This is a genomic window from Sorangium sp. So ce363 (assembly GCF_051520435.1).
GTDB classification, from domain to species: Bacteria; Myxococcota_A; Polyangia; order Polyangiales; family Polyangiaceae; genus Sorangium; species Sorangium cellulosum_B.
On sequence record NZ_CP150333.1, the window covers coordinates 7,396,278 to 7,417,200 of the forward strand.

At 71.8% G+C, this 20,923-nt stretch carries 20 protein-coding genes; 11 read left to right on the top strand and 9 right to left on the bottom strand.

Annotated elements, in window-relative coordinates:
* Positions 1-89: 89 nt before the first annotated feature.
* Entirely contained in the window at positions 90-941 is an 852-nt protein-coding gene (locus WMF12_RS27695; RefSeq protein ID WP_437850231.1) for a hypothetical protein, read from the bottom strand.
* A gap of 310 nt (positions 942-1,251) precedes the next feature.
* On the opposite strand from WMF12_RS27695, the gene WMF12_RS27700 reads away from it, so the two are divergent.
* The 3 genes from WMF12_RS27700 to WMF12_RS27710 all read left to right on the top strand — a co-directional run bounded on the left by WMF12_RS27700 (position 1,252) and on the right by WMF12_RS27710 (position 4,120).
* Positions 1,252-1,746 carry a DUF1801 domain-containing protein gene (locus tag WMF12_RS27700; RefSeq protein WP_437850232.1) on the top strand — a complete coding sequence of 165 codons (495 nt, stop codon included), beginning with the start codon at positions 1,252-1,254 and terminating at the stop codon, positions 1,744-1,746.
* A gap of 490 nt (positions 1,747-2,236) precedes the next feature.
* Entirely contained in the window at positions 2,237-2,707 is a 471-nt protein-coding gene (locus WMF12_RS27705; RefSeq protein ID WP_437850233.1) for a hypothetical protein, read from the top strand.
* A gap of 99 nt (positions 2,708-2,806) precedes the next feature.
* The gene (locus WMF12_RS27710) at positions 2,807-4,120 is read left to right on the top strand and encodes a lamin tail domain-containing protein (RefSeq protein WP_437850234.1); all 1,314 of its coding nucleotides are present in this window, start codon (positions 2,807-2,809) and stop codon (positions 4,118-4,120) included.
* Here the strand turns inward: WMF12_RS27710 and WMF12_RS27715 are convergent.
* A complete protein-coding gene (locus WMF12_RS27715; protein WP_437850235.1) occupies positions 4,117-4,332 on the bottom strand; it encodes a hypothetical protein in 216 nt (71 codons plus the stop codon). The genes WMF12_RS27710 and WMF12_RS27715 overlap by 4 nt on opposite strands.
* A gap of 268 nt (positions 4,333-4,600) precedes the next feature.
* Here WMF12_RS27715 and WMF12_RS27720 point away from each other — a divergent pair, with 268 nt between their 5' ends.
* Complete coding sequence (locus WMF12_RS27720) at positions 4,601-5,380, top strand: sensor histidine kinase (protein WP_437850236.1); 780 nt, start codon at positions 4,601-4,603, stop codon at positions 5,378-5,380.
* 25 nt (positions 5,381-5,405) lie between these two features.
* Positions 5,406-5,864, top strand: a complete 459-nt coding sequence (locus tag WMF12_RS27725) for a tellurite resistance TerB family protein (RefSeq protein ID WP_012237886.1) — start codon at positions 5,406-5,408, stop codon at positions 5,862-5,864.
* Positions 5,865-5,948: 84 nt separating this feature from the next.
* Here WMF12_RS27725 and WMF12_RS27730 read toward each other — a convergent pair whose 3' ends face one another.
* From WMF12_RS27730 to WMF12_RS27740, 3 genes are read right to left on the bottom strand one after another with little or no spacing between them, the layout of a single operon-like run.
* Entirely contained in the window at positions 5,949-7,628 is a 1,680-nt protein-coding gene (locus WMF12_RS27730) for an NFACT RNA binding domain-containing protein (RefSeq protein ID WP_437850237.1), read from the bottom strand.
* Between the two features lie 21 nt (positions 7,629-7,649).
* Positions 7,650-8,618, bottom strand: a complete 969-nt coding sequence (locus WMF12_RS27735; RefSeq protein ID WP_437850238.1) for a hypothetical protein — start codon at positions 8,616-8,618, stop codon at positions 7,650-7,652.
* Between the two features lie 21 nt (positions 8,619-8,639).
* Positions 8,640-9,413 (bottom strand): hypothetical protein, encoded by a 774-nt coding sequence (locus WMF12_RS27740; RefSeq protein WP_437850239.1) that lies wholly within the window; start codon positions 9,411-9,413, stop codon positions 8,640-8,642.
* 145 nt (positions 9,414-9,558) lie between these two features.
* On the opposite strand from WMF12_RS27740, the gene WMF12_RS27745 reads away from it, so the two are divergent.
* Both WMF12_RS27745 and WMF12_RS27750 read left to right on the top strand, forming a co-directional pair.
* Complete coding sequence (locus tag WMF12_RS27745) at positions 9,559-10,302, top strand: formylglycine-generating enzyme family protein (RefSeq protein WP_437850240.1); 744 nt, start codon at positions 9,559-9,561, stop codon at positions 10,300-10,302.
* A 425-nt stretch (positions 10,303-10,727) separates the two neighbouring features.
* Complete coding sequence (locus tag WMF12_RS27750; protein ID WP_437850241.1) at positions 10,728-12,002, top strand: expansin EXLX1 family cellulose-binding protein; 1,275 nt, start codon at positions 10,728-10,730, stop codon at positions 12,000-12,002.
* A 52-nt stretch (positions 12,003-12,054) separates the two neighbouring features.
* Here the strand turns inward: WMF12_RS27750 and WMF12_RS27755 are convergent, their stop codons facing one another.
* A complete protein-coding gene (locus tag WMF12_RS27755; protein ID WP_437850242.1) occupies positions 12,055-12,693 on the bottom strand; it encodes a hypothetical protein in 639 nt (212 codons plus the stop codon).
* Between the two features lie 283 nt (positions 12,694-12,976).
* On the opposite strand from WMF12_RS27755, the gene WMF12_RS27760 reads away from it, so the two are divergent.
* Positions 12,977-14,272 (top strand): hypothetical protein, encoded by a 1,296-nt coding sequence (locus WMF12_RS27760; protein ID WP_437850243.1) that lies wholly within the window; start codon positions 12,977-12,979, stop codon positions 14,270-14,272.
* A 93-nt stretch (positions 14,273-14,365) separates the two neighbouring features.
* Here WMF12_RS27760 and WMF12_RS27765 read toward each other — a convergent pair whose 3' ends face one another.
* Positions 14,366-14,914 (bottom strand): ester cyclase, encoded by a 549-nt coding sequence (locus WMF12_RS27765; RefSeq protein ID WP_437850244.1) that lies wholly within the window; start codon positions 14,912-14,914, stop codon positions 14,366-14,368.
* 240 nt (positions 14,915-15,154) lie between these two features.
* Between WMF12_RS27765 and WMF12_RS27770 the strand changes: the two genes are divergently transcribed.
* Positions 15,155-16,135: a LysR family transcriptional regulator gene (locus WMF12_RS27770; protein WP_437850245.1), complete on the top strand. Its 981-nt coding sequence runs from the start codon at positions 15,155-15,157 to the stop codon at positions 16,133-16,135.
* Between the two features lie 64 nt (positions 16,136-16,199).
* Here the strand turns inward: WMF12_RS27770 and WMF12_RS27775 are convergent, their stop codons facing one another.
* Entirely contained in the window at positions 16,200-16,769 is a 570-nt protein-coding gene (locus WMF12_RS27775; protein WP_437850246.1) for a hypothetical protein, read from the bottom strand.
* A 267-nt stretch (positions 16,770-17,036) separates the two neighbouring features.
* Between WMF12_RS27775 and WMF12_RS27780 the strand changes: the two genes are divergently transcribed.
* Positions 17,037-18,008, top strand: coding sequence for an aldo/keto reductase (locus tag WMF12_RS27780; RefSeq protein WP_437739720.1), 972 nt, complete (start codon positions 17,037-17,039; stop codon positions 18,006-18,008).
* Positions 18,009-18,159: 151 nt separating this feature from the next.
* Positions 18,160-19,122 carry an MBL fold metallo-hydrolase gene (locus WMF12_RS27785; RefSeq protein WP_437850247.1) on the top strand — a complete coding sequence of 321 codons (963 nt, stop codon included), beginning with the start codon at positions 18,160-18,162 and terminating at the stop codon, positions 19,120-19,122.
* Positions 19,123-19,386: 264 nt separating this feature from the next.
* Here WMF12_RS27785 and WMF12_RS27790 read toward each other — a convergent pair whose 3' ends face one another.
* Positions 19,387-20,763, bottom strand: a complete 1,377-nt coding sequence (locus WMF12_RS27790) for a VanW family protein (RefSeq protein ID WP_437850248.1) — start codon at positions 20,761-20,763, stop codon at positions 19,387-19,389.
* Positions 20,764-20,923 lie beyond the last annotated feature (160 nt).

Sequence of the window (20,923 nt, forward strand, 5' to 3'; positions counted from 1 at the left end):
GCGGCCGTCGAGGGAGGGAAGCACGTTGCGCCGGAGCGCTCCGACCCGGGCTGGACCCGTGGCGCCGGGGGTGCGGCGCGTCAGCGCGGTCAATCCGCGCAGCAGAGCACGCCGCCGCCCTTGTCGGACGTCTTCGTCACCACGTTGGCCTCATTGCAGCCATCTCCGCTGCCATCCCCGCGACAATTCCACATCGACCCGATGGCTCCGCACAGGTCGTCCGAGAAGCGATCGAGCACGCCGCAGCTCGCGGCGATAGGGCGGTCGCCCCTCGAGCCGCAGCCGAAGAGGTCGTTGGCCGTGAGCGGCGAGGTCGCGCAGCCCCGGGCGCAGCTGCAGCCCGTGCAGGACGGGGAGTCCTCGAGCGAGCCGGTCGCGCAGATCGCGCACCCGGTGCTCCCCTGGCGCGTGGCGAAGAAGAGGTCGGGGCCGAACTGCGCGCCCTCGCAGCCCGTGGGCGAGTGGCGGGCGACGTCCTCGGCCCCTGCGCACACGTGAAAGCCGGGCGCGCAAAGGTCGGCGGCGCCGCACCTGAGCCCCGTGGGGTTGGCGCTGTCGTTGCCGGCGAGGTGGGCGCATCGCGGCGCGGTGGCGGTGAGGATCCCGGGGATGGACCAGCCGCCGGAGCAGGCGGCGATGAGCGGATAGACCGCCTCGTCGAGGAAGCCCTCGCGGGTGCCGTCGCTGCAGCCGCTGCTCGTGCCGCCGCCCGTGGAAGACGACGCGGCGGACGAGGAGGCGGCGATCGAGGCCGAGGCGGTCGACACGGCGGACGTCGAGGACGCCGCGTGGGTCGAGGCGGCCGGGGCGCCGCCGCTGCCTCCCATGCCGCTGCCGGCGCCGAGGTCGCCTTCGAGGGAGCTGCGCGCGCCGCACGCGGGAAGGGAGAGCACGGCAGCGAGAACCGAGAACGCGGCGCGGGGCGCAAAGGACATGTCCATGCCGCGATGATCGCACGTGCCACCGCGCGGCGAGAAGCGGCTCGCCGGGAGCGCTCGTGGCGTATCATCGTCCCCGGCCGAGCATGGACGCCGCCGCCGCCGGGTACGAGGGATTCTCCGCCGCGCAGTGGGGCCGCCTCCGCGCGGCCACGCCGCTCACCCTCTCCGAGGCCGACCTCACCGCCTTGACATCCTCGCGTCGGTTCGTCTTTTCTCACCCTGAGCGCGTCCGATCACGACGGTCGGGTCACGCGAGATCCCCTGAAAGGGCGCTGGAGCTCGGGCCATCGAGTCAGGCGTACAACACATCATGAAGCGCACAACCGAGAAGCCGAGCAAGCCGCGAGCGAAGGCGCAGAAGGGGTCGCCCGAAAGGCGCGAGCCTCGGGAGGCCCCCGGAGCGCCCGCCGCGCCCGCCGGCGCGCAGGAGAGCCCGGCCGTCGTCGCGTTCCTGCGCGAGCTGGATCATCCGCGGAAGGAGGCGATCGTGGCCCTCCGGCACATCATCCTCGGCGTCAGCCCGGCGATCCGCGAGGAGATCAAGTGGAACGCACCGAGCTTCCGGACAACCGAGCATTTCGCCACGTTCAACTTGCGCGCAAAGGACCGCGTCCGGCTCATCCTTCACCTCGGAGCCAAGGTGAAGGACACGGCGGCGAAGGGGCTCGAGATCGCGGACCCGGCTGGCCTCCTGGAGTGGCTTGCCAAGGATCGCTGCCTCGTGACGTTCAGCGACGGAGAGGACGTCCAGGCGAAGCGGGCGGCGCTGGAGTCCGTGCTGCGCGCGTGGCTCCGATGGCTCTAACCCCTGCACTGGCAGCGGGCGAGCGGGGTCGAGCGTGCCTGTCGTCAGCGGCGCAGCGTGAGAGCACCCTGGATGACCGGCGAACGGCCTCGGCCGCCGCTACTGACCCAGCGGCGGCGCGCAAACCTGGGTGGGTCGCGACAGATCGTCGACAATGCTGCTTGCGTTCGACGATTTGTCCACCATAACGCAGCACGAACCGCGTGCAGGACCTCGAATCACGTGAATCCACGCGGCGCAATGATTGCCATCACCGCACCGTGACACTTGCTCGCCGCCTCGCGCTCGGCCTCGGATTCATCATGGTCATCGCGGTGATCGCGTGGGCCTCAGCTATCGTGAGCACCCCCACCCCGCAGCGGCCGCGACCGCCGGTGGTCCGAGCTGGCGCCTCCGCACCCGAGCCACCCTCCCCTCCCGCGCTGCAGCCCAGCGCCATCTCCGTCCCGAGCCGGCCGGCGCCTGGCGAGCCTCCTGCACCAAGCGCGGCGTGGTCGCCTTTTACGACGGCGCGCTGCACGTTGTCACGACGCGCGCGGACACTCGGACCAGCGTCGTGCACGAGTACACGCATCACGTGCTGATGAGCCACGGCATGCTGGGGCCGGCCTGGGCGCAAGAGGGCATTGCCATGGTTATCGCGCAAGAGATATGGTGGCTCGCCCCGGCTAGGCTCGAGCAGGTGAGGCACGCTCCGATGCCCCTGCAGCTGATGGAGCAGGCGGTCCCCTACACGCTCCGCACGGACGATGCCCTGATGTTCTATGTGCAAGCGGCCAGCATGGTCCGCTGCTTCGTTCGCGGCGACGACGCCAGGTTGCGGCGGCTCATGGATGCGATGGGCACGGGTGAAGAAGCGGCGCTCGGCGGCTCATCCGACGAGCTCGCGCAGCTCCTCGAGCCCTCCACGTGGAATTCCTGCATCGACTATCTGATGCGGGACATGGCCCCGCTGCGCTAATCCCTCGTCGCCCTGGCATTACACCACGCTGGCGCTCGCGCGGAGGATCTCGAATATCAGCCGTTGTGACGTGGCGCGCTCGAGTGCTATCGTTGCTTGGTGCCGGCGACCGGTTGGCGAGAGCTCAAGGCCGAGGGGAAGAGGACGATGAACCTCCGGTCTCATGCGACCGTCGTCGCCATGGCATGGCTGGCCGCGTGCGGCAGCGGGTCGAGCGAGCCGCCGCTGCCAGCGCCGTCGGGCGGAGCAGGCGGTACGTCGGCGGCCGGCGTCTCGTCCGCGGCAGGAGGATCGAGCGGGAGCGCAGCACAAACAGGCGGCGCGGGAGCGAGCGGCGGCGCTGCGGCTGTCGCGGGCTCGACCGGCGTGGCCGGCAGCCCGAACGCCGGCGGCGCCGCCGGAGCCGCCGACAGCGCCGGAGCCGGTGGTGCGAGCGCGGGGGCGGGCGGTGACGGCGCATGCCCGGCGGGCTCGACGCAGATGTCGCCGTGGCCTGGCAAGGCCGAGGTACGCACGCTCGACAGCGAGGACGCGTTCGAGAGCGATCTGAGCGGGCTGACCTACGAGGCGCCCGGAGTGCTGTGGGCGACCGACAACCTCTCCGCCAGGCTGTTTCGGTTGTTGAAGAGCGGAGCGAGCTACGCGCCGGACACCTCCAATGGCTGGGCCTCCGGCAAACGGCTACGTTACCCGAACGGCAAGGGCACCCCCGACGCGGAGGGAGTCACGCTCGCCGCCACGAGCGCCGCGGGCGTCTACGTGTGCGCCGAGCGCGACACGGACGATCCGTCCGTGAGCCGGCTTTCCGTGTTGCGCTACGACGTGACGGCCGCCGGAGCGACGCTGACCGCGACTCACGAGTGGAACCTCACCGCGCTCTTGCCCGAGGTCGACGCGAACGCGGGCCTGGAAGCGGTCACCTGGGCGGCTGACAGCTTGCTCACGGCGCACCACTTCTTCGACGAGAGCAAGGCCCGAGCTTACCTCCCGAGCGACTACGGCGAGCACGGCGCCGGCCTGTTTCTGGTGGGCGTGGAAGAGACCGGCAAGGTGCACGCTTTCGCGCTGGATCACGAGAGCGGCGCGGCCACCTTGGTGGCCAGCATCTCGACGCCGCTCGCGGGCGTGATGGGGCTCGAGCTCGACCGTGACACCGGGAGCTTGTGGGCATCCTGCGACGACACGTGCGACAACCAATCCGCCGTCTTCGGTATCGACGACGCGCTCGGGCGCTTCGTGCTGGAGCGGCGTTTCAGTCCCCCCAGCGGGCTGCCGGACTCCAACAACGAAGGCATCGCGCTCGCGCCGGACGCGGAGTGCAGCGGCGGCGTCAAGCCGTTCTTCTGGACCGACGACGCCGACGCCGACGGCTTTTCGGTGCGCGAAGGCTCGCTCGCTTGCGGTTGCCTCTAGCGACTGAAGGTCGTGTGGTGGAGCGGCAGCGCCTCGGGCGCCGGAACGAACGCCACCCCTGAGCCGCTGTCGAGCTCATCACTCATGACGATGAGATCGGGAATCACCGGGGCACCCGTGCCGCTGCTCTCCCTGAGCTGGGCGGGGCCGAACGACGCCTCGCGCGACGCCGACGACCTCCTGTGCCCCGACTGGGCCCGACAGGAGCTCACACGATGCCCCGGCGGGGTGCGCAGCCATCACGCCGCGCCGCTGCGGCGGTGCCGCGCCGGCCCCGGACAACCAGCGCCGCGGCCTCATGGCCCTCACAAGCCGCGAACCGCGTCGGAGCCCCGCCCGCGGATTGGGCCTTGCGACCGGCGCACGGAATGCTGTACCACGGAGACCGCAGTGCGTTTTCGTGGGGGGTCGCACCGGCGCGGCCCGCTCCTGGTCTATCTTGGACACGCGGCGATGCCGCGCGCCCGCTGACGAGCCCTCATGACCTCACCTGCCCAGGATCGCGCCACGGCCCGCCCGGCATCCCGCCGCAAGCTGCTCCTCAATCCGCGATTCCAGCTCAAATACACCGGGCTCCTGGTCTCGGTGGTGCTCGCCGTCATGCTGGCGCTCGGACTCGTCATCTGGCAGACCGCGAGCGTCGCGAACGAACAGGCGCGTTACGCGGCGACCCAGGCGGAGCTCGCGCTCAAGGAGGCGGCGAACAGTGCCAAGATCCTCAAGATGAGCACCGCCGCCCTGGGCGGCGACGGCGCCGACCTCGGCAGCACCCTCGACGAGGAGCTCGAGAAGACGAACCGCGAGTACGAGCGCAACCTGGCAGAGGTCGCCAAGCGGCGCGCCGACGTCGAGGCGCTGCAAGGTCGCCTCCTCGGCATCCTCGTCGGCGGCGGCGCGTTCCTCCTCGCCGTCCTCGGCGTGCTCGGGGTCTTCATCACCCAGCGCATCGTGGGGCCGGTCCACCAGCTGAAGCGCCTCTGCCGCCAGGTCGGCACGACGCGGCTCACCATCGGAGAGGGGCTGCGAAAGGGCGATGAGCTCGGGGACCTGTTCGACACGTTCGTGCAGATGACCTACTCGCTCAAGGCGCTCCAGACAGGCAGGCTCGCGACGCTCGACGCGACCATCGAGCGGGCCGAGGCCGAGTCGGCCTCGGCCGAGGTGCTCGCGCGGCTGCGCGCGCTCCGGGCGCAGCTCTGCCTCGGCCTCAGCGAATCCGAGGCGGTGCGGCGCCGCGGCCCGAAAGGTGGTGAGTCATGAGGCGAATCGCCGGGGCGGTGGAGACATGAAGCCTCCCGAGTTGGTCCAGCAGGCGGCCGGATTGCTCCGCGCCCGCTTCGATCTCAACGAGTACAACCCGACCCCGATCGTCGACCTCGGCGCGCTCGTGGCGAACGCCGACGGCACCGTCGACGCCGAGGAGATCGACGCCCTGCGCCAGCTCATCGAGCCGATGCTCGGCGCCCAGCTCAACGTCGAGCTCGTCCGCTACCTCATCGAGGCGAGCCTGAAGGTGATCGCCGCGGCGGGCGTCGAGCCGCGGGTGCGCCTGCTCGCGGAGATCCTCATGGACTGCGACGCGGTGGAGGAGGGCATCATCATCGCGCTGGCGGTCGCCCACGCGAGCGAGGGGATCTCCGACGCGGAGCGCGCGGTCATCGAGTCGCTCGCCCGCGCGGCCGAGCTCCCCGCGCGCCGGCTCGATCAGCTGAACGAGCAGGTCCGGGCGGCGTTCGCGACCTGACGGCGGCCCCCGCCGGCGGCGCGGGCTCCGCCGGGGGCGAAGAGCTGCGCCGCCGGGCGTGGCCTCCGCCGGCCGTGCGCGGCGTCAGCCCTCTTCCTTGGTCGCGAGCAGCCGCGAGAGGCGGTCGTCCTCGATGCGGACGGCGATGACCTTCTCCCGGTCGTAGACCACCGCGCCCGGGGCCGCGCCGCGCGGCTTGCGCACGTAGCGGCGCTGGACGTAGCTCACCTCGCACACCGCCTCGCCGCGCGCGTCGCTGAAGTGCGCCGCCAGGGTCGCGGCGTCCACCAGCACGTCCGCGGGGCAGCTCGCCCCCTTCGCGAGCGGCACGACGACGTGCGAGCCCGTGACGCCCTTCGCATGGAGCCAGAGGTCGTGCGGCCGCGCGTGCTTCGTCGTCAGCGCGTCGTTGTCCTCGGCGCCCCGACCGACGAGGATCGCCGCGCCGGACGCGCTGCGGTAGGCGTGGAACGGCCGCCGCGGCGCGGGCCGCCCGGCCCCGAGGGCGCGGGCGCCGGACGTCCCGGGCTCGCCGGCGAGCTCCGCGCGCGAGACGCCGAGGGAGCGGGCGCGCTGCGCGAGCGGATCGAGCGACTCGGGGCGCGCCTCCGCCGCGGCGACGTCCGCCTCGAGCGCGGCGATCGCCGAGAGGGCGCGCTCGGTCTCGGCGAGGCGCGCGCGCATCACCGCCTCGCCGCGCTGGTAGCGCCGCGCCTTGGCGAAGAAGGCCTCGGCCTGCGCCTTGGCGGGGCGCGCCGGGTCGAGCGCGACCTCGATCTTGCCGCCGGTCTCCCAGTCGTCGAGGAGCGCCTTCGCGGCGCCCCGCGGCACACGGGCGCCCTGCGCGAGCAGGAGCTGCCCCGTCTTCTGCAGGCGCGCGACGCTGCCCAGCCGCCCGAGATCGCCGCGCACCGCCTCGGCCCTGCGCTCGAGCGCCGCGCGCCGCGTCTTCACGGCGCGCGCGAGCGCCGCCTTCTCCTGCCCGGCGGCGGCGTCGTCGCTCGCCTCGACGAGCGCCGCGCCGGCGGCCAGCGGATCCGCCGGGTAAGCGACCGCTGCCTGCGGGGCGCCCCCCTGAGGCGGCCAGCGGAGGATCAGGTGGCCGGCGGCGTCGAGCAGCCGCGCCTCGCCGCGGCGTCCCGGCGTGAGCTCCAGCCGCGCTCCCGGGGACGCCCCCAACCTGGGTGGGGGCGCCACCGGCCCCAACCCGGGTTCGGGAACTGCCGCCGGCCCCAACCCGGGTTCGGGTGCGGCCAACCCCAACCTGGGTGCGCCCTCTCCACCCCCTCGGTCATTTTCCACCATGACCGCCGGCCCCAACCCGGGTTCGGCCAACCCCAACCCCGGTGCCGCCGGCCTCAACCCGGGTTCGGGCGCGGCCAACCTCAACCCGGGTGCGCCCTCTCCACCACCTCGGTCATTTTCCACCATGGCCGCATCATCATCACCCGCGACGATCACGATGCCGTCGCTCCGCACCTCGATCGCCAGCACGCGGCGGCCGACCAGGTGCGCCCTCATGGCGGCGACGAGCGGGTGCGACGCGCCGGCGCGGAGCCGGGGCAGCCTCGGCAGGATCCCTACCCCTGAGACGCGCGGCCCGATGCCGGCGCCGAGCACGCGCCGCGTCCCGCCGTAGACGGCGAGCGCGACGAGCCCCGTCGCCGGGTTCGCGTGCGCCGCGTCGATCCGCGCCCCCACGCAGCGCGCGAGCGCTTCGGCGAGCGCCCCACCCTGCGCCGCGCCCCCCGTGTGGTCCTCCATGGCGAACGCCGCTCGTGCCCCTCAGCGCAACGCTTCGAAGTACGGCCCGCAGCAGCGAAGCCCGAGCTCGCAGGTCTCGCCGCGGTCCTCGCACGAGGCCACCTCTTCACCGTTGACGAAGCAGGAGCAGAGGGTCCTGCCGAAGCGCTGGGTGCGGCACTCGGCCGCGACGACCACGCCCCGGCACGCTCCCTTGCAACTGCAGGCCCCGCCGGGATTGCCGGCGCACTCGATCCCAGGGCAGCTGTCGCCGTTCGCGCACACGTTGTACTCGTCCAGGAACCGCTTGCACCGGGGCCCGATGAGGTTGCAGTCGAAGCTGCTGTTCGTCAGGCAGTCGAAGTACGGGATGAGCAGATCGTTGCACTGGGGCGCCTGGTCCAGCTCCGTGTCACAGATCGTCCCGCAGTCGCCCGGCTCCAGCGCCCCGCACAAGTCCTCGTAGCGCTCGCAGTAGCGCATGCACGCCGACCAGGCCTCGCCGCCGCCCGCCCCGGTGGAGGCGCTCGCTGTCCCCGACGTGGCCATCCAGGTCGCGCTGGAGCTGACCGCGCCGGAGCCGTTCCCGCCGGTGCCGACCGCGCTGGAGCCGCCCCCGCCGACGGTCACCCCGGTGGAACCGCCCACGCCGGAGCCGCCCACGCTGGTGCCGCCGACGCCGACGCTGACCGCGCTTGCGGCGACCGTACCCGTGCTGATCGCGCTGGAGCCGAACGCGCCCGTGCCGATCGCGCTGGAGCTCGTCACCCCGGCGCCTCCTGACCCGTCGGGCATTCCATCGACGACGACGTTGCCACCGCACGCGCTCCCCCACGCCAGGGCGGCGAGCGCAGCGGTACGCATCCTGAGCATCGTCATTCCCATGGGCCGCAAGAGTAGCCCAGGAGCGCGCCCGGGCGCGAGCGCCGCGTCGACCCGCGCCCCCACGCAGCGCGCGCTCGTCTCGGCGAGCGCTCCGCCCTGCGCCGCGCTCTCCGGCTGGCCCTCCATGGCGAACGCCGCGGGCGCCCCTCAGCGAAACTCGTCGAAGATCGGCTCGCAACAGCCATGGGCGAGGTCGCACGCCGGGCCGAAATTCTGGCACGTGGCCACCTCCTCGCCGTTGACGAAGCAGGAGCAGAGGATCCCGCTGCGCATGTCGGGGCGGCACTCGACCGCGAACGCCGCGGTCGGGCACGAGCCCTTGCAGGAGCAGGCCCGGTTGCGATCGGCGAAGCACTCGAGCGGCGTGCAGCCGCCGCTGGCCTGGCACGCGTCGTACTCGGCCAGGAACGGCCGGCACCGTTCCAGGAGGAAGTCGCAGTCGATGCTGCCGTTCGTCGCGCAGTCGAAGAACAGCGCGAGCGGCTCGTTGCACTGGGGCGCCTCGTTCACATACCCCTTACAGAACCCCTCGCACTGCCCCGGCTCCACCTGCCCGCAGGCATCCGTATAGGTCTCGCAGAACTTCATGCACGACGACCAGGCATCGCCGCCGCCCGCCCCGGTGGAGGCGCTCGCTGTTCCCGACGTGGCCATCCAGGTCGCGCTGGTGCTGATCGCGCTGGAGCCGCCCACGCCGACGGTCACCGAGGTGGAACCGCCCACGCCGACGCTGACCGCGAGCGCGCCCGTGCTGATCGCGCTGGAGCCGAGCGCGCCCGTGCTGATCGCGCTGGAGCTCGTCGCCCCGGCGCCTCCTGACCCGTCCGGCATCCCGTCGACCACCACGTTGCCACCGCAGGCGCTTCCCCACGCCAGGGCGGCGAGCGCAGCGGCGCGCATCCTGAGCAGCGCCATTCGCATAGACCGCGAGAGTACCCCAGGTGGGCGCCCGAGCGCGAGCGCGGCACGGGCGCAACGGGCGCAACGGGCGCAACGGGCGCGGATCGAGGCGAGCCGCCGCGCGGCCTCTCGTCCGCCGCGCGGCTTTGCGATAGAGACCCGCCGCGTGCTCCTCGACCTCCTGCTCGCCCCGCTGCTCGCCCAGGCCGACGCGCCGCCCCGGCCCGGACCCGCGGCGTCCTGCCCGCCCGACATGGTGCTCGTCGATGGCACCCACGCCGAGAACGTGCAGCGGATCTGCACGAGCTACCGCGGCGGCCACTGCTTCGACTTCTTCCCCGGCCTGTTCGCCGCCGAGCCGCGCTTCACGCCGGTGCGCACGTGCATGGACCGCCACGAGTGGCCGAACCGGGCCGGCGCGCTGCCGGTCGTGATGCTCCGCTTCATCGAGGCCGAGCGGGAGTGCGCCGCCGTCGGCAAGCGCCTCTGCACCGAGTTCGAGTGGGAGCTCGCCTGCGAGGGGCCGTCCTCGCTCCCCTTCCCCTACGGCTACGCGCACGATCCGGCCGCCTGCAACGTCAGCAAGCCGTACCGAGGGATCAGCGAGCGGCGGCTCGCGTCCGACGACCCGGCGGTGCGGGCCGCCGAGACGCAGCGGCTCTGGCAGGGGGAGCCGTCGGGCTCGTATCCAGCGTGCGTGAGCCCGTACGGCGTGGTCGACCTGGTCGGCAACGTCGAAGAGTGGGTGTCGACCTCGCGCCCCGAGTGGCCACACCGCTCGTCGCTGAAGGGCGGTTACTGGTCCAAGCCGTGGGCGGGGTGCCGGGGGACCAACGACTCGCATGGACCGATGTTCCGGTTCTACGAGATCGGGTTTCGCTGCTGCAAGGATCCGCGGCCAGGGCCGTAGCACAGGGCCCCCGAGGGCGAATCGGCGAGAGAATCGGTTGCCCGAGTGCACAGAGCGGAGGAGACCGGATGGAGGTCACGCCGAGCGAAGCCCCGCGTGCCGTGGAGCGAACGCGGCCCCTTCGACGCATGCACACTTGGCGTATTGGTGGCACCGTGGGAGCCCATGGCGCCTGATGTGGACAATCGACGCCAGCGCAGATTGTTGTGCTTGAGGTGAAATGTTCGACGGATCCGCGGGTGCTCTCCGGCCGCGGACGAACATTTCAGAGTTATTGTCTGTCAAAACGATCTGACTGACCATCAGGTGATGGTCAGATGGCCAATCCGTGTCTATTACATCGTCAGGTGCGCCCTCTCGGCGCCCCGATGACTTGGAGAATCATGATGCGATTGGGAGCTTGTCGTTCCGCTGTTGCGATATCTTTGTTCGGCCTGGTCGCCGCCGCGTGCACCGTCGGGACAGGGGGCGAGGAGGAGGAGGCGGACGCGCTGTACGGGGCTGTGGTGACGACCGACGGGCTCACGCCCGCAGCGCTGACGATGCCGTCGGACTGGGGGAGCGGCTACTGCGCCAACGTGATCGTCGCGAACGATGGGACCGCCCCGGTGACGTCGTGGACCGTCGTGATCAATCTCAATCAGTCCGCCGTGAGCAGTTTGTGGAACGCGGCGTCGAGCCAGAGCGGCTCGATCCTGACGGTGAGCCCGCGCTCCGGCAGCCCCTCCATCCCGGTCGGAAGCTCTGTCAGCTTCGGGTTCTGCGCGAACGCGACCGGAAGCAACTACCGCCCGACGCTGGTGTCGGTGACCAAGACAGGAGGGGAATCGAGCAGCTCGAGCAGCTCGAGCAGTGCGAGCAGCTCGAGCAGTGCGAGCAGCACCGGCACCGCCGGCGGCGCTGGCGGGGCAGGAGGAAGCGGTGGCGGCACGGCCGGGGCCGGTGGAAGCGGCGGCAGCGGAGGATCCACGGGCGCCGGCGGAAGCAGCGCTACCTGCTCGATGCCGCTGCCGAGCTACACGAGCGGCAACGGCTCTGCGACCTGGTACTCCCTCGACCAGGGGACCGCCCAGGTGAACTGCAGCTTGCCCATCCAGCAGCGCAATCCGGACAGCATAGGCCACGTCGCGACCGGCGGAGGGCGGTATTTCGCCGCCCTGAACACCGCGGACTACAACACCGCGGCCGCGTGCGGCGCCTGCGTCGAGGTGAGCCGCGACGATGGGCGCAAGGTCGTGGCGACGGTCGTCGATCAATGCCCGACGGCGAGCAACCCCAAATGCAAGGCCGGGCACATCGATCTGAGCAAGGAGGCCTTTGCGCAGATCGGCGCGCTCGACGAGGGGTATCTGGGGACCGGCAACGGCGGAGTCAGGGGCAAGATCTCGTGGAAATACGTCCCGTGCCCCGTCGAGGAGAACGTATCCATCGTGTTGAAGGAGCCGGGCAACGCCTGGTGGAACGAGCTCCGCGTGCAGGGCCATCGCACCCCGGTGCGCAAGCTCGAGGTGTACGTCGGCGGGCGCTGGACGGAGGCCACGCGGCAGCCGTACAACTACTGGCGCGTCGGCAGCGGCAGCATGGGGCAAGGGCCCTGGCGTGTCCGTGTGACCGACGTCCTCGGCAAGACGATCGAGACCTCGATCAACACCACCACCGCCGAGCAACTCACCTCATCGCAGTTCCCGGTTTGCCAGTGATCGGCGTGCGCCGGCAGGCGCGGTCGCATCGACGATCTCGACGAGGCAGAGATCAGCGGGAGGGAGCGCCCGCGCAGATCCAGTCGTTGATCGTCTTGATATCGGCCTCGGGCAGCGGCGCGCTCGGCGGCATACTGCTCTCGTCAGGGTCGCACAGGCCGACATCCTTCAGCTTGTTCATGAGATAGCTGCTGCTCGGCTTGAACGGCACGACGAGCGCCTGCTCGCGGGAGCAGGACGCGCTGTCCTGATCGACGAGCTTGCCGACGGCCGCGCTCGCGCGGAGGTCGAGCCCGCCGGACGGCGCGCCGGCGCTGCCGTGGCAGTACTGGTTCGCGCAGCTCCTCGTCAGGATGGGCTCCACGTCGGCGAACGCCGCCGTGTCCGCGCCGCAGGCGGGATCGCCCGGAGGCGCGCCGCCGCCCTCGCCCCCCGTGCCGGCCGGCGCACCGCCGCCGCCCTCTCCCCCCGCGCCGGCCGGCGCACCGCCGCCGCCCTCTCCCCCCGCGCCGGCCGCACCGCCGCCCTCGCCAGCGCCGCCGCCGCCCTGGCTGGAGCCGCTGCCGCTGCTGGCGTGGCTGGAGCCGCCGCCGCTGCTGGTCGTGCTGGAGGCGGCACCGCCGCCAGTGCCCGTGGACTCGTCATCGGAGCAAGCCGCCGCCGAGAGCCCGAGAGCCAGGCAAAGGACCAATCGAAGCGAATCGTTGTGATAAAGCAAGGTACCTCTTCATGATGGTGTTGGTCACGCGGCGCTCGCCGCGCGAGCGATTGACGAAGAGACTAGAAAGCATGTGAACGCACGCGACGCAATCGCGTGATGGTGGACGAGGTGGTCGCCAAATTCCAACCGTGGCAGCGGGGCTGGCGCCTTGAGCGTCTGCCTGCCGACGGGAGTCGACGCGCGTCGATCAGAAACCGACATCGCGCGCGCGTCCGGCTTCTCCACCGAAAGCACGCGGCGCTAGAGTACCGCGATGCGACAAACCTATTGGACCGGCCTGGCGGCGCGCGCCGCCCTGAGCACGGCGCTCGGCTGCAACGCGATCTGGGGGATCCCCGACGGAGAAGCCAGCGGGGATCCCGCGGCAGGCGGCGCGGGCAGCTCGGGCAGCTCAGGGGGCGCAGGGGCCACCGCGAGCGCAGGCTCGGGGGCCGGCGGGGGCGGGGGCGGCGCGGCCGGCGGGCCCTCCGCGGAGTGCCCGTTTGAGCCGTTCACAGGGCGCGCGCCGGGCGCGTGCCAGGCCGCCGACGGCGCCCACGATTACCTCTCCGATCCGGAGAACTGCTGTGTGCCCGGCAGGAGCTGCCTCGGCGGCGCCTGTGAGGAGGGCAGGTGTCTGCCGGTCGTCCTCGCCACGGCCAACGACGAGGAGCACGAAGCGATCGGCCTCGCTGTGGATGGGGACGGGGACGATGGGCGCGTGCTCTGGGCGAGCGGCTACGGCAACACGATCTTCGCGACCGAGAAGGCGGCTTCCGGCTCGACCGAGCCGCTGGTGGTGCTCGACTCGCTCGCGACCCTGCTCGCGCGCTCGGAGAGCTCGCTGCTCATCACCGACGAGACCGAGCCGGACGTGTACCGGATGCCGCTCACAGGGAACGTCACCGTCTCGACGGTCGCCAGCGCCCAGGGAGCGGCGGGCTACCGGCGGCCCGTGGCCGGCGGCGGCTGGGTCTACTGGATCACCGGAGTGATCGAGGACCCGGAGCAGGATCCCGACGCGCGCGATGTCCCGAAGCGCATCTGGGCGGCGCGGGCCGACGCGACCGATCAGACAGGCCTCCCCGTCTTCGACCGGAACACGTACGTCGGAGGCCTCGCGCTCGACGCCACCCATCTCTACTGGACCGAGCTCCCGCCCGGCGGGACGCACAGCACCGTTCGGCGGATGGCGCTCGGAGAGCCCGGCCAGACCGAGATCGTCGCGTCGATCCCCATCCACGACGGCGATCTCCCCGGAGACATCGCGGTCGGCGAGCGGATCTTCTGGATCAGCGGCTACGCCATCTACGCCGTGAACAAGGACGGTACCGACGCAGGGGCGCTCGTGGCGACGGACTTCCCCACGCGCCTGCTGGCAGACTCCACCTTTGTCTACTGGTACAGCCGCGAGGGGCAGCTCCAGCGGGTGCGCACCTCGGGCGGCGCGCCGGAGCCGCTCGCCGACAGCGCGGATATCCGAGATCTCGCCCAGGACTGCGGCGCCCTCTACTGGACGACCTGGGCCACCGACGAGCGGCCAGCGTCGGTGATCAAGCTGGCCAAGTGAGCCGCGCGCCTGTCGCGCTCCCGGCGAGGTTGCCACGATGGTTTTGCCACGATGTGACGAATACCCCTGGCCCGCTCCGCCCCCCGTCGGCGGTCACTGCGCCACGACGCCGAGCTGCTTGAACAGCGTCAGGTTGTCCTCGATGTGCCAGTTGTCGGTGATGCGACCGTCCTGCACGCGCAGGATGTCCGTGGCGATGAAGTCCACGGCCTGCCCGGCGCCCTTCCTGTCGCCGAAGGCGCCGGTGAAGCGGCCTCGAAAGCGCAGGTGCGCCACCACGCGATCGCCGGCGACGATCAGCTGCTCCACCTCGCAGCTCAGGTCCGGCACCGCGGCGCGGAAGCTCTTCGACGCGAACGCCGGGCCCTCGGGGCCCTGCGGGCGCCCCTCGGGCAACGTGCGGTCGGTGAACGTCGGCGCGATCGCCGCGTCGAGGTAGCGCGTGTCGCCGGTGCCCCAGAACGCGTAAAAGCGGCGCGCAGCGAGGATCTCCGCGTCCGCCTGCGCCCTGGGCAGGCTCGCGTCGACGACCATCGACCGCGGCGAGGGCAGGTCCTCCGCGCCGGCGCCCTGCACGTAGCAGGCGCTCGCGGCGGCGAAGAGCGAGAGGGAGAGGGCGCTCATCAACAAGGGCTTTCTCATGACGTGTCTCCTTCGAACGACGATCTCGGGCAGCCGGTCAGCGCGCACGCGCCGACAGGAGGCGCCGCCGGCACGGCGGGGCGCAGCGTCGAGCGCGGCGGGCCGTGGACGGCGACAGGGACACCTTGATCCTTTCCTCCACGAAGGAGAACGAGCGCATTGGCCGAACCAGCTTTTCGAAAAAGTTGAAGATGTTCGCCGGCGAGCCTACGCTGCCCGGGTTCGCCGAGGGCGCGCGCGATGGTCGAGCTCGAGGACATGCAGCTGTTCGTGTGCGCGGTCGCGAGCGGCAGCCTGTCGGCGGCGGGGCGCGAGCTCGGGTTCTCGCCGGCGGTGGCGAGCAAGCGCATGACACGGCTGGAGGCGGCGCTCGGCGTGCGCCTCCTCCAGCGCAGCTCGCGGCGGCTCACGCTGACCAGCGAGGGCGCGACCTACCACGAGCGCTGCATGTCCATCCTCGCCGACGTGAGCGAGGCCGAGCTCGCGGTGACCGCCGGAAAGGCCGAGGCGCGAGGCGTCCTGCGCGTGTCGGCGCCCGTGGATCTCGGCCGCCAGTGGGTGGGGCCGGCCGCGGCCGACTTCGCGGCGGCGCACCCGCGGCTCAGCGTGCGCGTCAGCCTGTCGGACCGCGTGGTGGACCTGTTCGAGGCCGGCGTCGACGTGGCCGTGCGCATCGGCGCGCTGGCCGACTCCCGCCTCGTATCGCGCCGGCTGGCCCGGAGCCGCCGCGTGGTCTGCGGCGCGCCGGCCTACCTGTCGCGGCGCGGGCGGCCGCGCACGATCGCAGACCTGGCCGACCACGAGTGCATCGTGCTGCAGCGCCCGGGCATGCGCGCCCTCTCGTGGACCTTCCGCACCGAGCAAGGGCTGCACACCGTCCGGCCCTCCGGACGGCTCGTGGCCGACAGCGGCGACCTGGTGCGCGACTGGGCCGTCGCCGGCCATGGCCTCGCCTTCAAGTCGATCTGGGACGTCGCCGCCGACATCGACGCCGGGCGCCTCGTCCCGCTGCTCACCGACCTGCCCGCGCCGGGCTCGGCCGTGAACGTCATCTACCCGAGCCGGCGCTTCCTGCCCGCGAGGGCGCGGCTGTTCGTCGACTTCCTCCAGCAGCGCTTCGCCGCGCACGAGGCCGCGGTGCTGGCCGCCTCGACGCCGCGCGCGGAGCCGCCGTCATCGCCTTCGCCGCCGCCATCGCCGCGTGGCAAGCAACGCGCCTGAGGAGCACCCCCGCGGCGGGCAAGGCGGGGCCGCTGCCGGCCGCTGCCGAGACGAGCGGCGCGCTTCAGGCGTCGGCCTGCGGGCCAGCGCCGATCGCCGACAGGAACTGCTCTCTCTCCTCGTCCGTCGGGCGCCGGCCCGAGAGGTAGCGCCGCTGGTGCGCGCGGGCCGCCGCCAGCGACGCCTGATTCAGGACGATGATCGGCACCTTGGGCGCATACAGGCTCGTCACCTCGATCAGCGTCGTGCCGCCCGAGCCCGGCGAGAAGCGGTAAGTCCCGAGCCCCCGCGTCCACAGCACGTTCTCCTCGAACGCATCGACGACGATGACGCAGACCTCGGGCGAGACGCGCTCCGCGGAGAAGCGCAACGTCTGCGTGAAATGCCCGACGCCCGGGAGAGGCACGCTCATCCGGACGACGAAGCGCGGCTCACGGTACGATCCCGACTGCATCTCGCACCCGGTCCCGGGGAAGAGCTCCCGCGCGCAGCCCTGCTGATCCCACCACATGGCGGCGGCGTCGAGCGGGTCGATGTTCCCGATATCGATGACGAACCGGACGCCGCGCATGCCCCGCGCCTCGTCGTGGACGCTCTCGGCGTGCGCGATCTCCGTGTCTTCCTGCTGCCACATGGTCGTCTCCTCGCCCCGGCGAGCGAGCATAAGTGAAGCACCGTTGCGCATCAAGGAAGCGGCCCTCCGCGCTGGATCCGCGCCGGCGCCACACCGCGACAAGGTGTCCGGCGCGGCGCGCGGCGCGCGGTGCCTGTCGCGCGCCACACGCCGCGCGCCGCCGCCCGTCGGGCCGGCTCATGACGGGGCGACTCCGGCGAAACCCTACGACGCGTTCAGCCCTGGGGCGTGGACGGCCCGCGGAGCGCGTTGCTACCCTCCGGCGCCATGGACTACCGCAATCTCGGACGCACCGGCCTGAAGGTCAGCCCCCTCTGCCTCGGCACGATGAACTTCGGCCCGGAGACCAGCGAGCCCGACAGCTTCGCCATCATGGACCGAGCGCTCGGACACGGGATCAACTTCTTCGACACAGCCAACGTCTACGGGCGGAAGCGCGGAGAGGGGATCACCGAGCAGATCGTCGGGCGCTGGATCGCCCAGGGCGACGGGCGCCGGGACCGCATCGTGCTCGCCACGAAGGTCTACGGCCTCATGGGCGATGGGCCGAACGACAGGAGGCTCTCGGCCTATCACATCCGGCGCGCCTGCGAGGCGAGCCTGCGCCGCCTGCAGACAGACCATATCGACCTCTATCAGATGCACCACATCGACCGCGAGACGCCCTGGGACGAGATCTGGCAGGCGATGGAGCAGCTCGTCCGCGAGGGGAAGGTCCTCTATGTCGGCAGCAGCAACTTCGCTGGATGGCAGATCGCGCAGGCGAACGGCCTCGCGGCGCAGCGGCACTTCCTCGGCCTCGTCTCGGAGCAGAGCCTGTACAACCTCAACGCGCGCACCGTCGAGCTGGAGGTCCTGCCCGCGTGCCGCGCGCTCGGCCTCGCCGTCCTGCCCTGGAGCCCGCTCGCCGGCGGGCTGCTCGGCGGCGCCCTCCAGAAGGCGCGCGAGGGCCGGCGCTCTTCGGCCGACGCGCAGGCGCGCATCGAGAAGAACCGCGCCAAGCTGGAGGCGTACGAGGCGTTCTGCGCCGAGATCGGAGAGCGGCCCGCCGACGTGGCCGTGGCCTGGCTGCTCCGGAACCCCGTCGTGACGTCGCCCATCCTCGGCCCGCGCACCGCCGAGCAGCTCGACGGGAGCCTGCGCGCCCTCGAGATCACGCTGACGCCGGAGCACCTCGGGCGGCTCGACGCGATGTTCCCCGGCCCCGGCGGCGAGGCGCCGGAGGCGTACGCGTGGTGACCGCGACCGCGACCGCCTCCTGACCAATCCCCCGGGCCCCTCGCTCACGGCGGCGTGCGGGGGTTGATTTCGATTCCATGGCGGCCAGCGGATGGCCTACCTTCGAGGCTCGGAGAAGCGCCCGGCGGCGCCCGGGAACGAGGGAGTGGCCATGAGCCGATGGCGGTATGAACGAGGGCTGGAGGACATCGGCAATGGCTGCTTTGCCTATCTCCAGCCGGCCGGAACCTGGGGCCTCAGCAACGCGGGGCTCGTCACCTCGGACGGCGAGGCCCTGCTCGTCGACACGCTCTTCGACCTGAAGCGCACGCGCGAGATGCTCGACGCCATGCGCGCGGCGGCCCCCGCCGCGGCGCGGATAGGCACCGTCGTGAACACCCACGCGAACGGCGACCATTGCTACGGCAACGCGCTCGTCGAGGGCGCGACCCTCATCGCCACGCGCGCCGGCGCCGCCGAGATGGACGAGGTCCCCGCGCCGATGCTGGCCATGCTGATGCGACAGGCGCGCAGCGGCGCCGCGGGCGCGCTGGGCGAGTACCTCGTCCACTGCTTCGGCGCCTTCGACTTCGACGGGATCGTCCCCACGCCGCCGACCCGGGTGTTCGACGGGGAGCTGACCGTCGCGGTCGGGGGCAAGGAGGTCCGCCTCATCGAGGTGGGCCCCTCGCACACGAAGGGCGATCTGCTCGTGCACGTGCCCGCGGACCGGGTGATCTACACGGGAGACGTCCTCTTCATCGACGCGACGCCGATCATGTGGGCAGGGCCCGTCGGCAACTGGCTCAAGGCCTGCGACATCCTCCTCGCGGCCGACGTCGACGTCATCGTGCCGGGGCACGGCCCCATCACGGATCGCGCGGGAGTGCGCGCGGTCCGCGACTATCTCGTGTACATCCGCGACGAGGCCCGGCGCCGCTACGACGCCGGCATGCCCCCGGCGGACGCCGCCCGCGACATCGCGCTCGCCGACTACGCGAGCTGGAGCGACGCCGAGCGCATCGTGGTCAACGTGCACACGCTCTACCGCGAGTTCAGCGGCGGGAAGCTCCCCTCGCCGGGCCCGATCGAGCTCTTCGGCCTCATGGCCGAGCTCGCGCGCCGGCCACGTTGAGCGAGCCAGAAGAAGATGACGATCATCATGAGTCTGTCGTCGCGAGCAGCGAAGTTAAGCTAAGCGAAGATCACGCCCGTCGTCGTCCCTGGCAGCAGGCGATCCTCGGCGCATCGGCCGCGCACAGAGGGGCGCCGCCCGCCGCCATGGACACAGAGTTTCCCCTGAGGACGATTCCTGGTCAAGCGACGCCAGGGGCGCGCGGACAGCCAATGTCCTTGCCGTCGCGCCGGCGTTCGAGGGGTCCGGCGCCCTCGAACGGGCTCACATCGAGTAGGCGCCGCCCTGCCCCGCCGCAGCGGGGGCCTCGGCGGGGGACTCCCCCTCGCGGAGCTCTTCCACCGCCTTCGCGTGCTCGGAGAGCGCCGGCAGCGCCTGCGGGTCGTAGTCGGGCGCGACCCAGAACACCTCTGGCGCGGGCCTGTACTCGCTCGAATAGCTGCGCTCCGAGGCCCTGCCGTCCTTGTAACGGACGGTGACAAAGGACCTCACGTCGTAGCCGCACGAGCCCTTCTGGTGGCGCTTCACCTTGCCCTCGGCGAGCTCGGACTTCACGTAGATGCGCCGGATGAAATCGTCGGTGTGCTCCGCCGAGACGTGGTGTTCGACCTCCGCCACGGGGTCTCCGCCCAGGATCTCGACGCGGAGCACCGTCGGCTCGGGGAGATACGCGTGGATCATGATCGGGAACGGGAGCGTGTTCTTGATCTTCAGGTCCGACTCCGGGTAGGTCACCATCGCGTCGAGCCCCATGGGGATGTAGGCGCTCGGGCGGGAGTGGCTCTGGCGGTCCGGCGTGTCGAGCGCGCCGAAGAGCGACGCGGCGTAGAGCGTGCTCGAGACCTGACACGTCCCCCCGCCGTAGCCGGGGACGGTCTCGTCCCCCAGGATCTCCGGGGCGATCGTGAACCCGTTCTTGGCCGTCCGGGGGCCGACATGGGCGTTGAACGAGAAGGTATCGCCCGGGGCCAGGATGGTGCCGTCGATCTTGGAGGCGGCGTTCCTGATGTTGCGGGCGCGCCCCGCCTCCTTGCCGTGCTGCTTGAACTTCGTCTCGTAGGCCGCGACGACCCTGGTGACGTCGACGCTCACCAGGTCGGCGACGACGACCTGCGGCAAGATCTGCCGGACGGCGAGCTCGATGAGCTCCTCGTCGCCGTGCTCCCCGGCCCGCAGCGCCGCGAGGGAGGCGTCGACATCGAGCGCCCGGCCGGCCTGCTCCGGGATCTTGCGCCGGTTCGCGAGGTCGAGCCGCGCGTCCACGGGCGCCCGGTAGATCTGCGGAGCGAGCTGCTCGAGGAACAACCGCGCCCGCGGCTCATCGACGGCCCAGGCGAGCGGCACGTCGATCTCGCCGCGCCGCGCTCCTCGAGCCTCACGGAGCCGCCGCGCCCAGGGCCCCTCGTGGCCGACGCGCTGCGCCGCCGCGAGCGTCTCGTCGACGTCGACCTCGACGCCCGCCTCACCGAGCGTGGCGGTGAGCTCCACGTCGTCGTGGCGCAGCCGGACCACGCGCTCGCGAAGCGCGTCACGCCGCGCCGCGAGCCAGGCCGCCGGCGCGGCGCCGTTCGGCAGGAAGCGCTCGCCGACCGAGAGGCCGCGGACCACCGGAGAGGCCGGCAACACATGGCGCACCCCCATGGCGGCACCCACGCCGGCCGATCCGCCGAGCGCCAAGACCAGAACGAGGGCCCTCGTATCCACGGCAGCTCGCCATGGTAGCCGGATCGCGGACGATCTGGAAGATCGCTAGACCGTTGAGAAGAGAAAAAACCGTCAGAACGCCAAGATCGCCGAGGCG